This is a genomic window from Streptomyces sp. NPDC058664 (assembly GCF_042716635.1).
Classification (GTDB): Bacteria; Actinomycetota; Actinomycetes; order Streptomycetales; family Streptomycetaceae; genus Streptomyces.
In genome coordinates this window covers 16,831-35,416 of record NZ_JBHXRW010000043.1, presented here as the reverse complement: position 1 = coordinate 35,416, position 18,586 = coordinate 16,831, and the positions used below count along the sequence as shown (strand labels likewise).

Annotated in this window: 16 protein-coding genes; 4 read left to right on the top strand and 12 right to left on the bottom strand. The window is 72.4% G+C overall.

The window, feature by feature from the left end; all coding sequences use genetic code 11:
- Positions 1–6 precede the first annotated feature (6 nt).
- From ACFWUY_RS29120 to ACFWUY_RS29110, 3 genes are all read right to left on the bottom strand, one after another.
- Positions 7–687, bottom strand: a complete 681-nt coding sequence (locus tag ACFWUY_RS29120; RefSeq protein ID WP_384116017.1) for an AIM24 family protein — start codon at positions 685–687, stop codon at positions 7–9.
- A 14-nt stretch (positions 688–701) separates the two neighbouring features.
- The gene (locus tag ACFWUY_RS29115; protein ID WP_384116014.1) at positions 702–2,375 is read right to left on the bottom strand and encodes a TerD family protein; all 1,674 of its coding nucleotides are present in this window, start codon (positions 2,373–2,375) and stop codon (positions 702–704) included.
- 132 nt (positions 2,376–2,507) lie between these two features.
- Positions 2,508–3,083, bottom strand: coding sequence for a SprT-like domain-containing protein (locus ACFWUY_RS29110; protein ID WP_384116012.1), 576 nt, complete (start codon positions 3,081–3,083; stop codon positions 2,508–2,510).
- A 231-nt stretch (positions 3,084–3,314) separates the two neighbouring features.
- Between ACFWUY_RS29110 and ACFWUY_RS29105 the strand changes: the two genes are divergently transcribed.
- Both ACFWUY_RS29105 and ACFWUY_RS29100 read left to right on the top strand, forming a co-directional pair.
- A complete protein-coding gene (locus tag ACFWUY_RS29105; RefSeq protein ID WP_384116009.1) occupies positions 3,315–4,532 on the top strand; it encodes a TOMM precursor leader peptide-binding protein in 1,218 nt (405 codons plus the stop codon).
- A 41-nt stretch (positions 4,533–4,573) separates the two neighbouring features.
- Complete coding sequence (locus ACFWUY_RS29100) at positions 4,574–5,923, top strand: ABC1 kinase family protein (protein WP_384116006.1); 1,350 nt, start codon at positions 4,574–4,576, stop codon at positions 5,921–5,923.
- A 39-nt stretch (positions 5,924–5,962) separates the two neighbouring features.
- On the opposite strand, the gene ACFWUY_RS29095 is transcribed toward ACFWUY_RS29100, so the two are convergent.
- The 5 genes from ACFWUY_RS29095 to ACFWUY_RS29075 form a co-directional block, all read right to left on the bottom strand.
- Positions 5,963–6,145: a hypothetical protein gene (locus tag ACFWUY_RS29095; RefSeq protein WP_384116003.1), complete on the bottom strand. Its 183-nt coding sequence runs from the start codon at positions 6,143–6,145 to the stop codon at positions 5,963–5,965.
- A 107-nt stretch (positions 6,146–6,252) separates the two neighbouring features.
- Positions 6,253–6,576 carry a hypothetical protein gene (locus tag ACFWUY_RS29090; protein ID WP_384116000.1) on the bottom strand — a complete coding sequence of 108 codons (324 nt, stop codon included), beginning with the start codon at positions 6,574–6,576 and terminating at the stop codon, positions 6,253–6,255.
- Positions 6,573–6,941: a WhiB family transcriptional regulator gene (locus ACFWUY_RS29085; RefSeq protein WP_384115997.1), complete on the bottom strand. Its 369-nt coding sequence runs from the start codon at positions 6,939–6,941 to the stop codon at positions 6,573–6,575. Before ACFWUY_RS29085 ends, ACFWUY_RS29090 begins: the two co-directional genes overlap by 4 nt.
- A gap of 172 nt (positions 6,942–7,113) precedes the next feature.
- Positions 7,114–7,485 carry a hypothetical protein gene (locus ACFWUY_RS29080; RefSeq protein ID WP_384115994.1) on the bottom strand — a complete coding sequence of 124 codons (372 nt, stop codon included), beginning with the start codon at positions 7,483–7,485 and terminating at the stop codon, positions 7,114–7,116.
- Positions 7,486–7,657: 172 nt separating this feature from the next.
- Positions 7,658–9,835 carry an ATP-dependent DNA helicase UvrD2 gene (locus ACFWUY_RS29075; protein ID WP_384115991.1) on the bottom strand — a complete coding sequence of 726 codons (2,178 nt, stop codon included), beginning with the start codon at positions 9,833–9,835 and terminating at the stop codon, positions 7,658–7,660.
- Positions 9,836–9,982: 147 nt separating this feature from the next.
- Between ACFWUY_RS29075 and ACFWUY_RS29070 the strand changes: the two genes are divergently transcribed.
- Together ACFWUY_RS29070 and ACFWUY_RS29065 are read left to right on the top strand one after the other, a co-directional pair.
- Complete coding sequence (locus ACFWUY_RS29070) at positions 9,983–10,240, top strand: mycoredoxin (RefSeq protein WP_384115988.1); 258 nt, start codon at positions 9,983–9,985, stop codon at positions 10,238–10,240.
- A gap of 253 nt (positions 10,241–10,493) precedes the next feature.
- The gene (locus ACFWUY_RS29065) at positions 10,494–11,600 is read left to right on the top strand and encodes an acyltransferase family protein (RefSeq protein WP_384115985.1); all 1,107 of its coding nucleotides are present in this window, start codon (positions 10,494–10,496) and stop codon (positions 11,598–11,600) included.
- 75 nt (positions 11,601–11,675) lie between these two features.
- Here ACFWUY_RS29065 and nudC read toward each other — a convergent pair whose 3' ends face one another.
- From nudC to ACFWUY_RS29045, 4 genes are all read right to left on the bottom strand, one after another.
- Positions 11,676–12,650 (bottom strand): NAD(+) diphosphatase, encoded by a 975-nt coding sequence (gene nudC, locus ACFWUY_RS29060; protein ID WP_384115981.1) that lies wholly within the window; start codon positions 12,648–12,650, stop codon positions 11,676–11,678.
- Between the two features lie 35 nt (positions 12,651–12,685).
- Positions 12,686–14,104, bottom strand: a complete 1,419-nt coding sequence (locus ACFWUY_RS29055; protein WP_384115978.1) for a dipeptidase — start codon at positions 14,102–14,104, stop codon at positions 12,686–12,688.
- A gap of 10 nt (positions 14,105–14,114) precedes the next feature.
- Positions 14,115–17,552: an ATP-dependent helicase gene (locus ACFWUY_RS29050; protein WP_384115975.1), complete on the bottom strand. Its 3,438-nt coding sequence runs from the start codon at positions 17,550–17,552 to the stop codon at positions 14,115–14,117.
- Positions 17,553–17,673: 121 nt separating this feature from the next.
- Positions 17,674–18,531, bottom strand: coding sequence for a hypothetical protein (locus ACFWUY_RS29045; RefSeq protein ID WP_384115971.1), 858 nt, complete (start codon positions 18,529–18,531; stop codon positions 17,674–17,676).
- Positions 18,532–18,586 lie beyond the last annotated feature (55 nt).

Below are 18,586 nucleotides of genomic sequence, written 5' to 3'. Positions count from 1 at the left end.
TTCCCCTCAGCCCCGGAGCCGCAGGCGGTCGGTGCTGTCCTCGCTCGGCTGTACGACGACGATGCCCTGTCCGGAGAAGGCCATCTGGAATGCCTCGCCGCTGCCCCGCCCGATGAGGGAGGACGCCTTGAAGCTGCGCTTGCCCTTGACCTTGAGCGCCGGCGACCAGGCGACGAGCGCGTCGGGGTCGACGTACGTCTCGTCGTCGCCGCGGCCGCAGTCGACGACGATCGGCGTGCCGCGCGAGGTCAGCGCGACCCAGCCGGTGCCGGCGATCTCCACGTTGAACAGGCCCTGACCGGCGAACTTGGCGAGCCCCTTGACCTTCTCCACGCCCCACTGGAGGTGGGCGTCGAAGGCGAGGAGGTTGGTGCCGTTGACCGAGATCGAGTCGTTCTGGAGGTTGATCACGACCACGTCGGCGCCGTAGTCGGCGAGGTAGAGCAGTCCGTCGCCGGCGCACTTCATGATCGGCGCACCCTCGCCGGTGATCCACTGCTGCGCGACCTGGCGGGCCGCGGGCGGGTTGGGCTCGTAGGTGATGTACCCCTCGTAGGAGACCATCGAGCCGGTCCGGGCGTAGAGGTCCTGGCCGGAGGCCATGGCCACCTTGAGCATGGTGCGGCCGTGGTTCTCCATCCGGGCCGCGACGGGGGTCGGGGCGTAGCCCGCGAGTTGCTGGTTCATGACTTCGGGCTCCCTCAGACCTCGTAGGGCTGGACGACGATGAAGTTGCCGGGGGCTCCCCGGAACTGGAGGTTCACGGTCTCCCCGCTGTGGCCGGGATAGGCGTTGCGCCGGAGCCGGACCTGGCTGGAGAGGATGACCTGGGACGCGGACGACCAGGCGACGACGGCGTTGCAGTCGGCGAAGGTCGTCGGGGTGACGGGCAGCACCACGGGGATGCCGTGGGTCTTCACGACGACGGTGCCGGTGCCCTGGAACTGCATGGTGAACAGGGCGCCGCCGGGGATGCCGTGGCCCTCGATGCGCCGCACCTCGTACTGGAGGGACTCGTCGAACGCGAGGACGTTCTCGGCGGAGACGCAGATGCCGTCGCCCTGGAGCTCGATCGGGTGCAGATGGGCGCCTTCCTCGGCGAGGAAGAGCTGACCGCGACCGGTGCAGCGCATCAGCTGCATCTCCTGGCCGGTGGCGTTGCCGACGATCCGGCCGGCGAAGCCCGCGCCCTTGTGGGAGAAGTCGACCTTGCCCTGGTACATGACCATGGAGCCCTGCCGGGCGAGGACGGGCGTGCCGCCCATGGCCAGGTCGACCCGCATGAGCTGCTGGTTCTGCGGGGTCCAGCGGGCGCCGGTGGCGGTCTCCTTGTACGGCGCGAGCGCGGCGGCGAGTCCGGGGCCGGTCGCCGGAACGCCCTGCGGGACGCCGGGCTGCTGACCGTACGGCGGCTGCTGCCCGTACGGAGCCGGGGCGGCCTGCCCGTACGGAGCCTGCGGCGGCTGGCCCTGGCCCGGGTACTGGCCGGCCTGTCCCGGGACCTGCCCGGGGTACTGACCGGGCGGCTGGCCCGGGACCTGGCCGTACTGCGGCGGCTGCGGCTGCCCGTACGGACCGGGGGCCGCCGGGGCCGGCGGCGGGACCTGCGCCGGAGCCATCGGCGCCACCATCGTGGGCGCCGTGTGCACCGGCTGCGCCGGAGCGGGCTGCGGCGTGGGCGCCTGCGGGGCGGACGGCGCGCCGAACGCGGGCGCCGGAGCCGGTGCGGCGGGTGCGCCGAAGGCGGGAGCCGGGGCCCCGGGCGCGCCGAAGGCGGGCGGCGTCGCCGCCTGCGGCGGCGGGCCGAAGCCGGGGGCCGCGGCCTGCTGCTGCGCGGCCGGCTCCTCCTCGGCGACCTCGCCGCCGAAGTTCCGCAGGAGCGCGTCGAGACCGCCGTCGAAGCCCTGGCCGACGGCGGCGAACCGCCACACGTCCTTGAGGTAGAAGTCACCGAGCATCACGGCGCGCTCGGTGCTGAACTCCGCGCCCGTGAAGGAGTACCGGGCGACCTCCTCGCCGCCCGCCACGATCCGCAGGTGACCGGGGCCGATCTGGGACATCTGGCCGGCGCCGTCGATCGTCGCGGTGAACGACAGCTTGTGGATGTTCGCGGGGATGCGGTCGAGGGTGACGCGGAACGACTCGGTGTCGCCGGACTGGGCCCCGAGCAGCTGGACGGACTCCTCCGGGGTCTTCGGCTGGTTGAAGAAGACGAAGTAACGGTCGTCGGAGAGCCGCTCTTCCGCGTCGAGCCCGAAACAGCTGATGTCGAAGGTCAACCCGGGCGCCGCGATCTGCACACCCACGTACAGATCGGTTCCCGCGGTGAGATCACTGATCTTGGCCTTGTGGCCGCGTTGGAATTCCCTGGCCATGCGTAACGACCGTCCCCCATCCCGAATGGCGAATGCTCGCGCCAGGCTAACCGCTGAGTGCGACATTGAGACAGGGCAGGTCGTTTTCGGTACGGAATCGGGAAACCCGCTCGCGTCCGCGTACCGGCGCTGTCACTCCTCGCGAGCGGCGGGACGGTGCGGTGGACGTTCGGCGGCGACCACGCCCTCCAGGTAGCCGCGCGCCCGCTCGGTGCGGGGGTACGCCTCGAGGAGCCGCCAGAATCCGGGGCCGTGCCCGGGGACGAGCAGATGGGCCAGCTCGTGCAGGAGGACGTAGTCGACCACGTACTCGGGCATGCCCTGGAGCCGGTGGGAGAGGCGGATGCTGCCCTCGGAGGGGGTGCAGGAACCCCAGCGGGTGTTCTGGTTGGTGACCCAGCGCACGGAACCGGGGCGGGCCCGGCCGTCGAAGTACTGCTCGGACAGGCGCAGCGCCCGCTCGGTCAGCTCACGGTCCCCGAGGACGCTCCGGCTCTCCTTGGCGGCGAGCTTGTCCAGCATGACGCCGACCCAGCGGCGCTCCTCCGCCTCGGACATCCGGGCCGGGATGAGCACCACGGTCCGGTCGCCCTCGCGGTACGCCGAGACGGTCCTGCTCCGCCGCGGGCTTCTGCGGACCTCGACCGCACTCGTCCCCGCACCGAGGTGCGGGGAGTCGGTCACGCTGCGCTGTGGGTCGGCGGGCACGGACCCGACGTTACCCGCTGCCGGCGGGGCGAGTCCCGCCCGAGGAGTGGTTTCGCGAACGATCCGTCCCGGCTCCGCGCCATTCGAATGACTAATCCCTTCGCCTGTGGACAACTTTCGGCGGCTCTCACGGCGACCGGGCAATCTCACCCGGGGACGGCGAATGGACCGTCGACGATCATGACGTCGTCGATCACGAATGCGGATCGGCGCGGGGCGGGGGCGAGGGAAATGCGTCCGATGGTGAAACCGGCGCTGCGGCGGGCCTGGCGGGGACTGCGCTGCGTCCAGTTCGGGGTAGGCCCCGCCCACGCGGTGGTGCTCGACCCCGTCGACCAGGACACGGAAGCGCTGCTCGGACTGCTCGACGGCACCCGGGGGACCGAACTGCTGCGGGCCGAGGCGCGGGCACGGGGGCTGCCGGAGGGGCGCCTCGACGCGCTCCTCGGCCGGCTGGAGTCGGCCGGGCTGCTCGCCGACGCCACGACCGGACGGCCCGGGAGGACGGGGCCCGCGGCCGGCGCGGTGGACCCGGCCCTCGATCCGCTCCGCGCCGACCTGGCCTCCCTCTCCGTGGTCCACCCCGCGCCGGAGCGGGCGGCACGGACCCTGGCCGCCCGGCGGGCCCTGCGCGTCCAGGTCCGTGGTGCCGGGCGGGTGGGGGCGACGGTGGCGGCGCTCCTCGCCGCGGCGGGCGTGGGCGAGGTCGAGGTGCTGGACTCGGGCCGGGTCGAACCCTGGGAGACGGCTCCCGGCGGACTGCCGGCCGAGTCCGTCGGCGAGCGCCGGGCGACGGCGGCCCGACGCCTGGTCGGCCACTGGCGGACCGGCCGGGGCGGTCCTGGCCCGTCGAGAGCCCCGGCATCGGGCCGCCGGAGCGGATCGGTCCGGTCGAGCGCGTCGGCGTCCGGGGGCCGTGGCGGATCGGGTGAGGGCTCCGGCGACGCGGGGCTGTCACTCGTCGTGGTGACGCCGAGGGACGGGCTCGGCGCGTACGTCCCCGATCCGCTCCCGGCCCAGCGGTGGGTCGCCACCGGCACCCCGCACCTGTACGCCGGAGTGCTCGAGGCGACGGGAACGGTCGGGCCGCTCGTACTGCCGGGCGGCACCGCCTGCGCGCGGTGTCTCCAGGAGGAGCGGACCGACCGGGAGCCGGTCTGGCCCCGGCTGCTCGCCCAGTGGCGCTCCGGCGCCCCGCATCCGCTGCCCGCCTGCGACCTGGGCCTCGCGACCGCGGTGGCGGGTCTCGCCGCCGCCCACGCGCTGGCCTTTCTGGACGGGGACCTCCCGGCGAGCACGGGCACCCGCTGGTCGGTTTCCCTGCCGTTACTCGAGTGGCGTGTGGAACGGTTGGCACCTCACCCCGCCTGTCCCTGCGGAGCGGCGCGCGGACGAGAAGGGGAGCGCGCCTCGGCAGCCGGAAGGGCGCAGGACACAATGGCGGGGTAACGGCCCTGCGCGGCACGGCAGTCTGGGTTTTGGAGGGGCGTATGTCTGATCTTCCCCGGAAGGCGGTCACCCGGACCGCCAAGTTGGCCGCGTTGCCGCTCGGCTTCGCGGGCCGGGCCACCTGGGGCCTGGGCAAGCGGATCGGCGGCAGATCGGCGGAGATCGTCGCCCGCGAGCTCCAGCAGCGCACGGCCGAGCAGTTGTTCAAGGTGCTCGGCGAGCTCAAGGGCGGGGCCATGAAGTTCGGGCAGGCGCTGTCCGTCTTCGAGTCCGCGCTGCCGGAGGAGGTGGCCGGACCGTACCGGGCGGCGCTGACGAAGCTTCAGGACGCGGCACCGCCGATGCCGACGCGGACCGTGCACGCCGTCCTCGCCGAGCGGTTGGGCCCGGAGTGGCGGGAACTGTTCCTCGAGTTCGAGGACAAGCCCGCGGCGGCGGCCTCGATCGGCCAGGTGCACCGGGCCGTGTGGCACGACGGGCGCGAGGTCGCGGTGAAGGTGCAGTACCCGGGCGCCGGGGAGGCACTGCTCTCCGACCTGACGCAGCTGAGCCGCTTCGCCCGGCTCCTCGGTCCGCTCATTCCGGGCCTGGACATCAAGCCGCTGATCGCCGAGATGCGGGACCGGGTCTCCGAGGAGCTGGACTACGCCCTGGAGGCGGAGGCCCAGCGGAAGCACGCGGAGGAGTTCGCGGACGATCCCGACGTGGTGGTGCCCGCGGTGGTGCACCAGTCGGAGCAGATCCTCGTGACCGAGTGGATGGACGGGGTCCCGCTGGCCGAGGTGATCGCGGACGGCACGGAGGAGCAGCGGAACTGGGCCGGCCAGCTGCTGGCCCGTTTCCTCTTCTCGGGCCCCGCGCGCACCGGTCTGCTGCACGCCGATCCGCATCCGGGGAACTTCCGGCTGCTGCCGGGACCCGGTGAGGGCGGGCACCCGGAGGAGTGGCGGCTCGGAGTGCTCGACTTCGGCACCGTGGACCGGCTGCCGGGCGGGCTCCCGGAGACGATCGGCACCTGTCTGCGCATGACGCTCGCCGGTGAGGCCGAGACCGTCTACGAGCTGCTGCGCGCGGACGGCTTCGTCAAGGACTCCGTCGCACTCGACCCGGACACGGTCCTGGAGTACCTGCTGCCGATCATCGAGCCCGCCGAGGCGGAGTCCTTCGTCTTCACCCGCGGCTGGATGCGTACCCAGGCGGCCCGGATCGCCGACCCCCGCTCCCCCGCCCACCAGTTGGGCAAGCAGCTCAACCTGCCGCCCTCGTACCTGCTGATACACCGGGTGACGCTGAGCACCATCGGGGTGTTGTGCCAGCTCAACGCGACGGTGTGGCTGCGGGCCGAACTGGAGGAGTGGCTGCCGGGATTCGTGGCACCCGCCGCCGACTGAGCGGGAGGCGGGCGGCCGGGAGACCCGCGGCCGGCGGCGTCACCACCAGGAGGAGTCGAGACGGCCCTCGATGGAGCGGATGTTGGCGCGGGCGCAGTCCTCGCAGAAGTACGTGCGCCGGCCGTTCTCCACCGAGCAGGTCCAGGTCAGCGGCAGCGTGTCGGCGGTCTTGCCGCAGCGTGCGCAGGCGAGGGGTCCCTCGGGGGTACGGGCGTCGTTCATCTTCGTGACGATAACCCGACAGGGCCCCGAGGCCCCGTCAACGCACCGCGGGGGCCGGTCCGTCAGGACCGGCCCCCGCGACGGCGCCCCTGGGGGCGCGAGATCACCTAGTGCATGACGGCCATGGCCAGCGCGCGGCGGGCGCGCAGCGAGGCGCGCTCGGCGTGGCGCTGCATGCGCCGGGCGGCGACCAGGCGCAGGGCCTGGCGTTCCGCGTCGGCCTCACGCCGGCGCTCGTGCATATGAGCACGGGCCAGGGCTTCTGGGATGAGTTGCATTTCACGGGTCCTGTTCTGACGCGCGGTGGGCGCGGCGGCGGGGGAGAAGACTGGGGTCGCGGAGCCGGCGGGCTCGCTGGTGGAAGAGGTCATCGGGGCCTGCTTCTGGGGATCGTGCGTGAGGGGGCGGTCGATGGTTCCGGTGGCGCTCATGCCGCGACCGGGTTCTTGCGCGGGCGGCCGCGGGGCCGCTTCCGGGCTACGACCACGCCCTGGACGAAGAGCTCGCCGCCCCAGACGCCCCAGGGCTCGCGGCGCTCCTTGGCACCGGCCAGGCAGGCCGCCACGAGCGGGCACGTCCGGCAGAGGGACTTCGCGTACTCGACGTCGGCCGGGGACTCCGCGAAGAAGACCTCCGGGTCGTAGGCGCGACAGGGAACGGGTACGCCGAGGTTCTCGATGGCGTCGTCGAGCGCGGTGAGCGTGGTGAGGGGGGTCAAAGCGGGGTCCTCCGTGAGGCCGGGCTGGGGGATCGAATCGGAAGGCGGTACGGACGGGGCGTGCGCTTCGAGTTGCACGGTGGTCTTTCCTCGTCTGGTCGTTCCGGCCTGTTGACCGGAGTTTCGGCTGGTACCGGGTGTGTCTGTCCCGAGGCGCCTTCACGCCGTCGTCCCCGTTCGGGGACAAACAGAAGGGCCGCGGATCCCGGGTGGGGTTCCGCGGCCCTGAAGGCGCCGGTCTGATCATGGATCAGACTGGATCACTCCAGGGTTCGAGCCCACGGAAGGCCCACATCATGTGGTGGTGCTTCGTCGTCTGCTGCTGGTTGCCGGCACCGGTCGCCGCAAGGCCATAGGCCGTGGCCTCGCCTGCTGCTACTGCTTCCAGTGCCTTGGTCGGTCGCTCGTCGCGCCGCTCGATGGCGGCCTTGCCGAGACCGGAGAGACCGGTGACGGGCAGGCCGGCAAAGGGCAGACCGGCGACAGGCAGACCGGTGCCGACGAACGCCGAGGCGGAGAGGCCGAGCGTGCAGGCGGAGACGACCGAGGGATCGGTCATTTTGGCGGTGCTGACGAAGCTGGCGGTGCTGACGTTGCTGGCCTGAATGATGCTGCTGATCACTGAAATCGCCTCCTCTCGGCGTCTCGGAGGGCTCGGGTGCGAGCCGGACCCTCATGTTTACTTGGACAAGTACAACACGGCGACAGGGCTTCGAAGAAGCCGCTGTTTCCGTGGTTAAGAACCTATGGGGCTTGACGGGGCAGGCGCAAACTATTTTTCCGACGAGTTTTCATCAACTCTCGCCGTCTCCTGCCCCGCCCTCCCCACCTGCGCAGATGGCCAGGACATCGTCCCCGAAGCGGCCCAGCTTGCGGGCTCCGACGCCGGAGATCGAGGAGAGCTCACCACCGGTGGCGGGGACGCGCTCGGCGATGGCCATCAGCGTCTTGTCGGTGAACACGCAATACGCCGGCTGGCCGAGCTCCCTCGCCTGCTCGGCGCGCCAGTCCCTGAGCCGCTCGTAGAGCCCCTCGTCCATGTCGGAGGGGCAGTCCTCGCAGCGCATGAGCTTCATCGCGCCCGCCTCGGTGAGGGTGGCTCCGCAGACCCGGCACCGGACGGGGCCGCGCGACTTGCGCCGGCCTGCGGCGGCGCCCCGCTCGATCGAGCCGGAACCGCCGGTGCCGGTGGAGCCGAGGGTGCCGGAGCCGGGCCGCAGCCCCGTGAGGAAGCGGCTGGGGCGCCGGGAGGCGCGGCCGCCCGGGGAGCGGGAGAGCGCCCAGGACAGCGTGAGGTGGAGCCGGGCGCGGGTGACACCGACGTACAGCAGGCGCCGTTCCTCCTCGACCTGCTCGTCGGTCTTGGCGTAGGTGATGGGCATCATGCCCTCGGTGAGGCCGACCAGGAAGACGGCGTCCCATTCGAGGCCCTTGGCGGCGTGCAGCGAGGCGAGGGTGACGCCCTGGACGGTGGGGGCGTGCTGGGCGGCGGCCCGCTCGTCGAGTTCGGCGACCAGGTCGGAGAGGGTGGCTCCGGGCTTGGCGCGGGCGAAGTCCTCGGCGAGCCGGACGAGGGCGGCGAGGGACTCCCAGCGGTCACGGACGGCGCCGGAGCCCGCGGGCGCCGTGCTGGTCCAGCCCTTGGTGGAGAGGACGGCCCTGACCTGTGCGGGCAGGTCCTCGACGTCGTCGAGCAGGGAGTCGTTCCCCCCGGCGCGGGCCGCGCCCCGCAGCGCGATGCCGGCCTCCCGTACCTCCTGGCGCTCGAAGAAGCGCTCGGCGCCGCGGAGCTGGTACGGCACTCCCGCGTCGGCGAGGGCCTGCTCGTAGACCTCGGACTGGGCGTTGATCCGGTAGAGGACGGCGATCTCGCCGGCCGGGACCCCGGCGGCGACGAGGTCGCGGATGCGGCGGGCGGTGCCCTCGGCCTCGGTCGGCTCGTCGGCGTACTCCGTGTAGACGGGCTCGGGGCCCGGGTCGCGCTGGGAGATCAGCTCCAGGCGGTGCTCGGCGGCCCGGCCGCGGGCCTGGCTGAGCAGCCCGTTGGCGAGGTGGACGACCTGCGGGGTGGAGCGGTAGTCGCGGACGAGCTTGACGACCGTGGCGTCCGGGTGCCGGGTGCGGAAGTTCAGGAGGTGGTCGGGGGTGGCGCCGGTGAAGGAGTAGATGGTCTGGCTGGCGTCCCCGACGACGCACAGGTTGTCGCGGTCGCCGAGCCACAGGTCGAGCAGCCGCTGCTGGAGCGGGGAGACGTCCTGGTACTCGTCCACCACGAAGTGCTGGTACTGGCGGCGGATCTGGTCGGCGATGTCGTGCCGGTCCTGGAGGATGCCGACGGTGAGCAGCAGCACGTCCTCGAAGTCGATCACCGAGCGGTCGCGCTTCAGCTGCTCGTACATGGCGTAGATCTGGCCGATTTCCGCCGGGTCCCGGGGGGCGTCCCTGAGGGACTTGGCGACGACGGCCGGGTAGTCGGCGGGGACGGTCTGGGTGACCTTGGCCCATTCGATCTCGCCGGTGACGTCCCTGAGCTCGTTCCGGTCGAGCCGGACCCGGCAGCGGGCCGCGGCCTCGGCGACCAGCTGGACCTTCCGCTCCAGAAGCCGGGGCAGATCACCACCGACGGCTTTCGGCCAGAAGAACTGGAGCTGCCGGAGGGCCGCGGAGTGGAACGTACGGGCCTGGACGCCGCCCGCGCCGAGCTGGCGGAGCCGGCCGCGCATCTCTCCCGCGGCACGGTTGGTGAACGTGACGGCCAGCACACTGGACGGCTGGAGTATGCCCGCCCGCACCCCGTACGCGATCCGGTGGGTGAGGGCCCGCGTCTTGCCCGTGCCGGCTCCCGCCAGCACGCACACCGGACCGTTCAGAGCCAGGGCGACCTCGCGCTGCTCGGGGTCGAGCCCGTCGAGCACCGCGTCGGCCGTCTCGGGGACCTGCGGGAAGAGAGTGGAGTGCGTTGCTGCTGTCACCCCCCAATGCTGCCAGGTCGCGCGCGATCGGCGCCGAGGCTTGTCCACAGGTACGTGCCGCCGGTCATACGAACTCCGGGAATGGGGCGGCCGGGGCGTACGTTCTCCTTCTCGGCACCCGTCAGCGAACAAGAGGAGCGCCTCGCCATGCAGGGCACTGTGACGATGTACAGCACCACGTGGTGCGGCTACTGCCGTCGGCTGAAGAGCCAGATGGACCGTGAGGGCATCGCGTACACCGAGATCAACATCGAGCAGGACCCCGAATCGGCGGCGTTCGTCGAGAAGGCCAACGGCGGCAACCAGACGGTGCCGACCGTTCTCGTGCTCCCCCACAACGACGGCCCCGAGGTCGTCATGACGAACCCGAGCCTCGCCCAGGTGAAGCAGGCGCTCGGCGCCTGACCCGCGCGACGGAACAGTGGCCCCGCCGACCGGTGAGAACCGGTCGGCGGGGCTTTTGTGCGGGCTCGTCCGGATCGGCCCGCTCGGGCGTGGACCCCGGACCGCCCGCGCACCCCGCGCGTCCCATGAAGAGCGCCACAGGCCGATGAATGTTCACCTGCTGTACGAATTGATTCTTGAAGCCATACCTACGCTCTCGTCGGCCCCACCTCTCGACGGGTGATTCACGGCTGCACATCCAGGTGGGGAATCGATGCTCGACCAGATAGTTCGCGGCGTCCGCGCACCTCGCGAGTCCATAGGCGCTCCGAGCCCGGAGGGCGGCGCCGCGGACGGAAGGCCCAAGCGCCTCCACGCACTCGACGGTCTGCGCCTCGTCGCCGCGCTCATGGTGGTCGTGTACCACTACACGGCCCGCGGGCCCGGCTGGTCGACGCCGGTCGCCGACATCTTCCCGGAGACCTTCCGCGTCGCCTCCTACGGCTACCTCGGCGTGGAGTTCTTCTTCCTCATCAGTGGCTTCGTCATCTGCATGAGCGCCTGGGACCGTCCGGTGCGGGACTTCTTCGTCTCGCGCGTGGTGCGCCTCTACCCCGCGTACTGGTTCGCCGTCATCGCCACCTCCGTCACCCTCGCGGTGATCCCCGGCGGGCGTACGCACCTGCCCTGGTACGACATCCTCACCAACTTGACGATGATCCAGGAGCCGCTGGGGGTGAAGCTCGTCGACGGGGTCTACTGGACCCTCTTCATCGAACTGCGCTTCTACCTCCTGTTCGCGCTGCTCGCCTGGTGGGGGCTGACGTACAGCAGGGTGCTGGTGTTCTGCGGCGTGTGGGGCGCGGCCTCGATGCTGGTCCTCAACGAGCCGCCCGGTCCGCTGCGGCTGCTCCTGATCCCCGAGTACAGCTGGTTCTTCATCGCCGGCATGGCGTTCTACCTCATGTACCGGTTCCGCCCGAACCTGATGCTCGTCGGGGTCGTCGCCTTCTGTTACTGCGCCTCGCTCGCCACCACCGTCCGCCAGTTCAAGCGGCTCACCTTCCTCGGTGACCGACCGGTCTGGCCCGTGCTCGTGCTGCTCGCCGTCTGCTTCGGCCTGATGGCGCTGATCGCCACCGGCAAGCTCTCCGGCATCCGGTGGAAGTGGCTGCCGATCGCGGGCGCCCTGACCTACCCGCTGTACCTCCTGCACCAGGTCATCGGCTACGAGTTCATCGCCCACTACGGTGAGCGCGTCGACCCGTGGACGCTGGTCGGCGTCCTGATCGCCGCGATGCTGGTGCTGTCGTACCTGGTCCACCGGATCATCGAGAAGCCGCTCAGCCGGTACCTCAAGCGCAAGCTCGCCCGCGCCTGATCCCCCGCGCATACGAGGAGGTCCCCGTCCGGCGCTGCCGGGCGGGGACCTTCTCGTCGGTGGGCGGGAGCCCGGTCAGACCACGTCGCCCGGCTTCGGGAGCGGCTTGCCGTACCAGCGCTCGATCAGACGGGAGGCGATCGAGATGCCGTACGGCGGGAGGACTTCGCCGGACTCGAAGGCGGCGGCCAGGTCCTCGCGGGAGAACCAGCGGGCCTCCTGGATCTCCTCGCCGTCCACGGTGATCTCCGACGAGGTCGCGCGGGCGAAGAAGCCGAGCATCAGGCTGGACGGGAACGGCCAGGGCTGGCTGGCGATGTACTCGACCTCGCCGACCGTGACGCCGGCCTCCTCGAAGACCTCGCGGACGACGGACTGCTCGATGGACTCGCCGGGCTCGACGAAGCCGGCGAGGGTCGAGAAACGGCCCTCCGGCCAGTGGACCTGGCGGCCGAGGAGGATGCGGTCCTCCTCGTCCGTGACGGCCATGATCACGGCCGGGTCGGTGCGCGGGTAGTGCTCGGCGCCGCAGGCCTGGCAGCGGCGGATGTGACCGGCCGCCGCGATGACCGTGCGCTCGCCGCAGCGCGAGCAGAAGCGGTGGAGGCGCTGCCAGTTCTCCAGGGCGACCGCGTGCACCATGAGGCCCGCGTCCCGGTCCGAGAGCAGCAGCCCGGCCTCGCGGAGGCCCGCCGGGCGTGCGGACTGGTCCATGCGGCCCGGCAGGGAGTCCTTCTGGAGCGCGAAGTACGAGACGCCCTCGGCGTCCGTGCCCAGGAAGTAGCGGTGGGTCTCGGTGACCGGGGCCTCGAACGCCGGGGTCATGACGAGCGCGGTGGTGCCGTCGGGCAGGTCGTCGATCAGCACCTGTCCCCCGGAGACCACGAACACCCGGGTGGTGGGGTGGCTCCAGGCAGCCGCGAGCCACGCCTCGTCGAGGCGGTGGTGCGCGGCGCGGTCGATGCCGCTCGGGGCGGTGAGCGAGATCGGGCGGTCCGCCGGTCCGGTCGTCACGTTCTTCAGGACCGGCGCGTTCTTCAAGGTGCTCACAGGTGCTTCCAACTCCCCCGGATCGGTGTGTGGGTTCAGCGCTCGACGGCGTGGAGGGCGGCGGGCAGGTCGCCCCAGAGATGAGCGGTCGTCTCGACGCCCTTCATGAGGAGATCGAGTTCGATCTTCTCGTCGGGGGCGTGCCAGCCGTCGGACGGGACGGAGATGCCGAGGAACAGGACGGGTGCCCCCAGGACGTCCTGGAGGTCGGCGGCCGGTCCCGAGCCGCCCTCGCGGGTGTAGCGGACCTTGGCGCCGTCGAAGGCCCTGCTCATGGCCCCGGCGACCGCCTTGAGGGCGGGGTGGTCGAGGGGGGTGAGGCAGGGACGGGTCGGGGCGCCGAAGACGATCCCGTACCGGATGCCGGAGGGGACGAGGCCGGCGAGCCAGTCCCGTACCGCGAGTTCGATCTTGTCCGGGTCCTGGCCCGCGACGAGCCGGAACGACAGCTTCAGCCGGGCGGAGGCGGGGACGATCGTCTTGCCGCCGGGGCCCTGGTAGCCGCCGCCGATGCCGTTGACCTCGGCGGTGGGGCGGGCCCAGACCCGCTCCAGGGTGGAGAAGCCCGCCTCGCCGAGGGTGCCGTGCGACTTCGCCGTGCGCAGCCAGGCCGCCTCGTCGAAGGGCAGCTCGGCGACGAGGGCGCGCTCGGCCTCGGTGAGTTCCGTCACCCCGTCGTAGAAACCGGGGATCGCGACGCGCTCGTGCTCGTCGTGGAGGGCGGCGACGATCCGGCCGACGACGGTGGCCGGGTTCGGGACGGCGCCGCCGAAGGAGCCGGAGTGGATGTCCTGGTCGGGGCCGTACAGCTCGATCTCGCAGTCGGCGACCCCGCGCATGCCGGTGCAGACGGTGGGGGTGGTCTCGGACCACATGCCGGTGTCGGAGACGATCACGGCGTCGGCGGCGAGCCGTCCGGCGTGCGTCTCGACGAGCTCGCGGAAGTGCGGGGAGCCGGACTCCTCCTCGCCCTCGACGATCAGCTTGAGGTTGACGGCGGGCGCCGTGCGGCCGGTGGCGGCGAGGTGGGCGCGGACGCCGAGGGTGTGGAAGAACACCTGGCCCTTGTCGTCGGCCGCCCCGCGCGCGTACATCCTGCCGTCGATCACGGTCGGCTCGAAGGGGTCCGTGTGCCAGCCGTCCTCGCGGGCCGCGGGCTGCACGTCGTGGTGGCCGTAGACGAGGACCGTGGGGGCGTCCGGGTCTCCGGAGGGCCACTCGGCGAAGACGGCGGGGGCGCCGTCGGTCTCCCACACCTCGACGGTGGTGAACCCGGTCTCGGTGAGCTTGGCGGCGAGCCACTCGGCACTGCGCCGTACGTCCCCCGCCCGGTCCGGCTGCGCCGACACGGAAGGGATGCGCAGCCACTCGGTGAGGTCGCCGAGGAAGGCGGCACGGTGCTGCTCGATGTACGTGCGTACGGCGTGGACGGCGCTGTCCGGGGTCTCGCTCATGTACCCGAGCCTATCCGGCGTCCGTGGGTGCTCCGCCAAGCAGGATGGCCTCCAGCTCGGCCCGGCCCGGCAGGCGGGCGGGACGGGCGACCTCACCCGTACGGACGTAGACGAAGGCGGCCGCGACGTCCTCGGGCGGGAGGCCGTGCTGCTCGGCCCAGGCGAGCCGGTAGATCGCGAGCTGGAGGGGGTCGGCGGTGCGCACCCGGCTGGTCTTCCAGTCGACGATCTCGTACGCGCCGGAGTCCGGGTCCCGGTAGACGGCGTCGATCCGGCCACGGACGACCCGGCCCGCGAGCGAGAGGTGGACGGGGACCTCGACGCGGTACGGGGTGCGGTGGGCGTACGGGGTGCGGGCGAAGGCCTCCTTGAGCTCGTCGAGGTCCCGCTCGTCGAGGATCTCGGGCTCGCCCGCGAAGTCCTCGCCGCCCGGCAGCTCCTCCGGGCCGAGGAACGGCAGCGGCAGCTCCTCGAAACGGGACTCCACCCACGCGTGGAACCGGGTGCCCCGGCGGGCGGCCGGTTGCGGCGCCTTGGGCATGGGCCGGGCCAGCTCCTGGGCGAAGCCGTCGGGGTCGGCGGCGAGGCGCAGCACCTGGGAGGCGGAGAGGTACGCGGGGAGCAGCACGTCACGGGTGGTCGCGCGGGCGCGGCGGAGTTCGGCGGTGAGGGCGGTGAGGTCGCGGTCCCAGGAGGCGAGGGTCCTCTCGTCCTCGGGGGTGAGATCGGGGTACGGCTCCGAGGGCGGGTCCTCGGGGTCGCGGGGGGCCGGGATCGCGTCCGCGTGGGTGTCCTCGGGGAGGGCCTCTTCTTCCCAGATGGGCTCCTCCTCTTCGGGCCAGGGGTCCTCCGGGTGCGGGTCCTGGGGGTCGGGCGCCGTGCCGCGGGGGCTGTGCCCACCCTCCCCCAGACTTCGTCCGGGGGTGCTCCCACCGCCCTGCGGGACGATTGCCCACAACCGGTGACGAACGAGATCCGCCGCCTCCTTGCGGCGCTTGAACGACTCCTCGTCCAGTGGCAGGGGCCAGGCCTGGTCGCCGTCCCGCTCCGTCAAGGACGGGTTCTCCGCGTCCTTCTCCGGTTCCTCCGTCCAGACCTCGATGTCTCCGTGGCCGGCCGCGCAGTGGTCGTACAGGGCCTGGAGGAAGTCCGAGGGGCCCCGGGGCTTCTTCTGGGACGGGCCCCACCAGTGGGCGGAGCCGAGCAGCAGGGAGCGGGGGCGGGTGAAGGTGACGTAGCCGAGGCGGAGCTCCTCGGTGTGCTGGTGGTCCCGCATCTCGTTCTTGAACGCCGTGAGGGCCTTGGCGTTCCAGGTGTCGATGTCCGGCAGCGTCGCCGCGTCGCCGCGCAGGGCGTGCGGGAGCACCTGGGGCTGGGAGGTCCACGACTCACGCGCGCGCGTGCTGGGGAACTGGCCGGTGACGAGGCCGGGGACGGCGACGACGTCCCACTCCAGGCCCTTGGACTTGTGGGCGGTGAGGACCTTGACGGTGTTCTCACCGCCCGGGAGCGCGCTGTCGAGGCCCTTCTCGAACTGGACGGCCGTCCGCAGGAAGCCGAGGAACGCGAGCAGGCTCGCCTCGCCGTCGAGGGAGGCGAAGCCGGCGGCGATGTCGAGGAAGTGGCCGAGGGTCTCGCGGCGGCGGGCGGCGAGCGCGTGCGGGGAGGCGGACAGCTCGACTTCGAGGCCGGTCGCCGTGAGCACCCGGTGCAGGACGTCCATGAGGGGGTCGGCGAGCGAGCCGCGCAGGGCGCGCAGTTCGGCGGCGAGGCGGGCGAAGCGGACCCGGGCTTCGGCGGAGAACGCCAGGCCGTCGTCGGCGGCGCCGCCGGAGTCGAGGAAGGTGTCGAGGGCGTCGGCGAGGGAGACGACCTCGGCCGGGTCGACGCCCTCGACGGCGGCGGCGAGCCGCTGCTCGGGGTCCGGTTCCGCGCCGCCCCGGTGGACCAGGAGGCGGGCGCGGCGGCCGAGGAGGGCGAGGTCGCGGGGGCCGATCCGCCAGCGCGGGCCGGTGAGGAGCCGGACGAGGGAGGCGTTGGCCCCGGGGTCCTGGAGGACTTCGCAGACGGCGACCAGGTCGGCGATCTCGGGCAGGTGGAGGAGGCCGGAGAGGCCGACGACCTCGACGGGCACGTCGCGGGCGACGAGGGCGGCGTGGATGGCGGGGAAGTCGGTGGCGGTGCGGCAGAGGACGGCGATCTCGCCGGGTTCGCGGCCGGTGTGGACGAGGTGGGCGAGGGAGTCGGCGAGCCAGTCGATCTCCTCGGCGTGGGTGGGGAGGAGCGCGATGCGCACGCTGCCGTCGTTCTCGGCGCCGGGTGCGGGCCGCAGCGCCTCCACGCCCGCGTGCATGGCGCGCAGGGGTGCGGCGAGTCCGTTGGCGAGATCGAGGAGCCGGCCGCCGCTGCGCCGGTTCTCGGAGAGGGAGTAGCGGGTCGCGGGGCTGCCGTCCCGGTGCGGGAAGTGCTCGGGGAAGTCGTCCAGGTTGGCGACGGAGGCGCCGCGCCAGCCGTAGATGGCCTGGCAGGGGTCGCCGACGGCGGTCACGGCGTGGCCGGTGCCGCTGCCGGTCGGGCCCTGGCCGAAGAGGCCGGAGAGCAGCAGCCGTTGGGCGACGGACGTGTCCTGGTACTCGTCGAGGAGGACGACGCGGAACTCGTCACGGAGGATCTCGCCGACCTCGGGCCGGGTGGTGGCCAGCTCGGCGGAGCGGGCGATCTGGTCGCCGAAGTCGAGCAGGTCGCGGGAGCGTTTCGCGGCGCGGTAGCGGACGACGAGGTCGAGGAGTTCCCGGCGGGCGGCGGCGGCCTCGGGGATCTTGCGCAGTTCGGCGTTGCTGAGCTTGGCGTCGGCGAGGGCGGTGAGCAGCGCGGAGTCGTACTCCTGGAGCTGTTCGGGCCGTACGAGGTGTTCGGCGAGCTCGGCGTCGAGGGCGAGCAGGTCGGTGATGAGGGTCGGGAAGGACCGGGTGAGGGCCGGGTACGGGCCGGGGGCCTCGCGCAGGACGCGCGCGGCGAGCTGGTAGCGGGTGGCGTCGGCGAGGAGCCGGGAGGTGGGTTCGAGGCCGATGCGGAGGCCGTGGTCGGTGAGGAGCTGTCCGGCGAAGGCGTGGTACGTGGAGATGCGGGGCTCACCCGGCGGGTTGTCCGGGTCGATGACGTCGGGGTCGGTGACTCCGGCGCGGACGAGGGCGGTGCGGACGCGCTCGGCGAGTTCCCCGGCGGCCTTGTTGGTGAAGGTGAGACCGAGGACCTGCTCGGGTGCCACCTGGCCGGTGCCGACCAGCCAGACCACCCGGGCGGCCATCACCGTCGTCTTGCCGGAGCCGGCTCCGGCCACGACGACCTGCGGGGCGGGCGGCGCGGTGATGCAGGCCGTCTGCTCCGGGGTGAACGGGATGCCGAGGAGCTCCTTGAGCTGCTCCGGGTCGGTGATGCGTGCGGTCACCTCAAGAGGCTAATGGCGACCGCCGACAGCGCGGTCCGGTACGGCTCCTCCCGCCTGTGGCTCGTCTCACGCGGGGCCGGCCCGATCCCGCCGGCCGGCCCGGTCCCCCAGGTGGCGTGTCTCACGCCGGCCCGGTCCGGACCAGTTTGGAGAGGTCCACCGTCTCGTCGGCGGGCGGGACGACCACGTCGACGGGCTTGTCGTAGTCGGAGAGCGTGATCGAGCCGGGTTCGGCGCCGCCGGTCTTGACCGTCTTCAGGATGTACGGCTTGCCCTCCCGGGAGACGGACACGGTGGAGGTCTCTCCGCCTGCCTTCTTCTTCACCAGGGTCGCGACGGGGGTGCCGTCGACCTCGGCGTCGGGTCCCCTGGTCAGGGCGCCGCCCTTGTCCTCCTCCTTGTCGTTCTTGTTCTTGTCGAGGTCGGAGAGCAGGCCCTTCAGGTCGCAGACGTTGCCGAGGTCGCCGCTGCCGGGCTGTCCCGGGGCGATCTTCAGCCAGCGGCCCTTGACCAGCTCGATCGTGGCGGCGATCTGTGCCTCGGCCATCCCCTGGGAGGCCATGGAGACACGCCAGAAGGTCTCGTCGCCCTTGAGGTAGGTGATCCGGTCGGCCTTGCGGAGTTCGGCGGTGCCGCCCTTGATCTTCATCACGCCGGTGCATTCCTCGCGGTCGTCGAGGGCGAGGTCGATGTCGAGCGGCTGCCCGTCCGTGACGATCCGGCCGGCCATGCGGAGCGAGGTGGCCGACCGGGTCGCGGTGACGGCCCTGTCGGCGATCTCTTCGGCCGTGAGGTCGGCGAACGGATCGGGGGACGGTGCGACGGACAGTGCGGACACCGCGGACAGGGAGGGGCCGGACAGGGAGGGAGCGGCGGCCGGGAGGTCCGGGGCCGCCCAGGCCGCCACCGGCGCGGGGCCCGCGACGACGGCGACGACGGCGACGACGGACGCGGCACGGAGCTTTCGGTGGGACGCCATCGCGCGCCTCCTCACGGTTTCCCCGACTCCTGTCCCCCCAGGGTCGCTCCGCGCG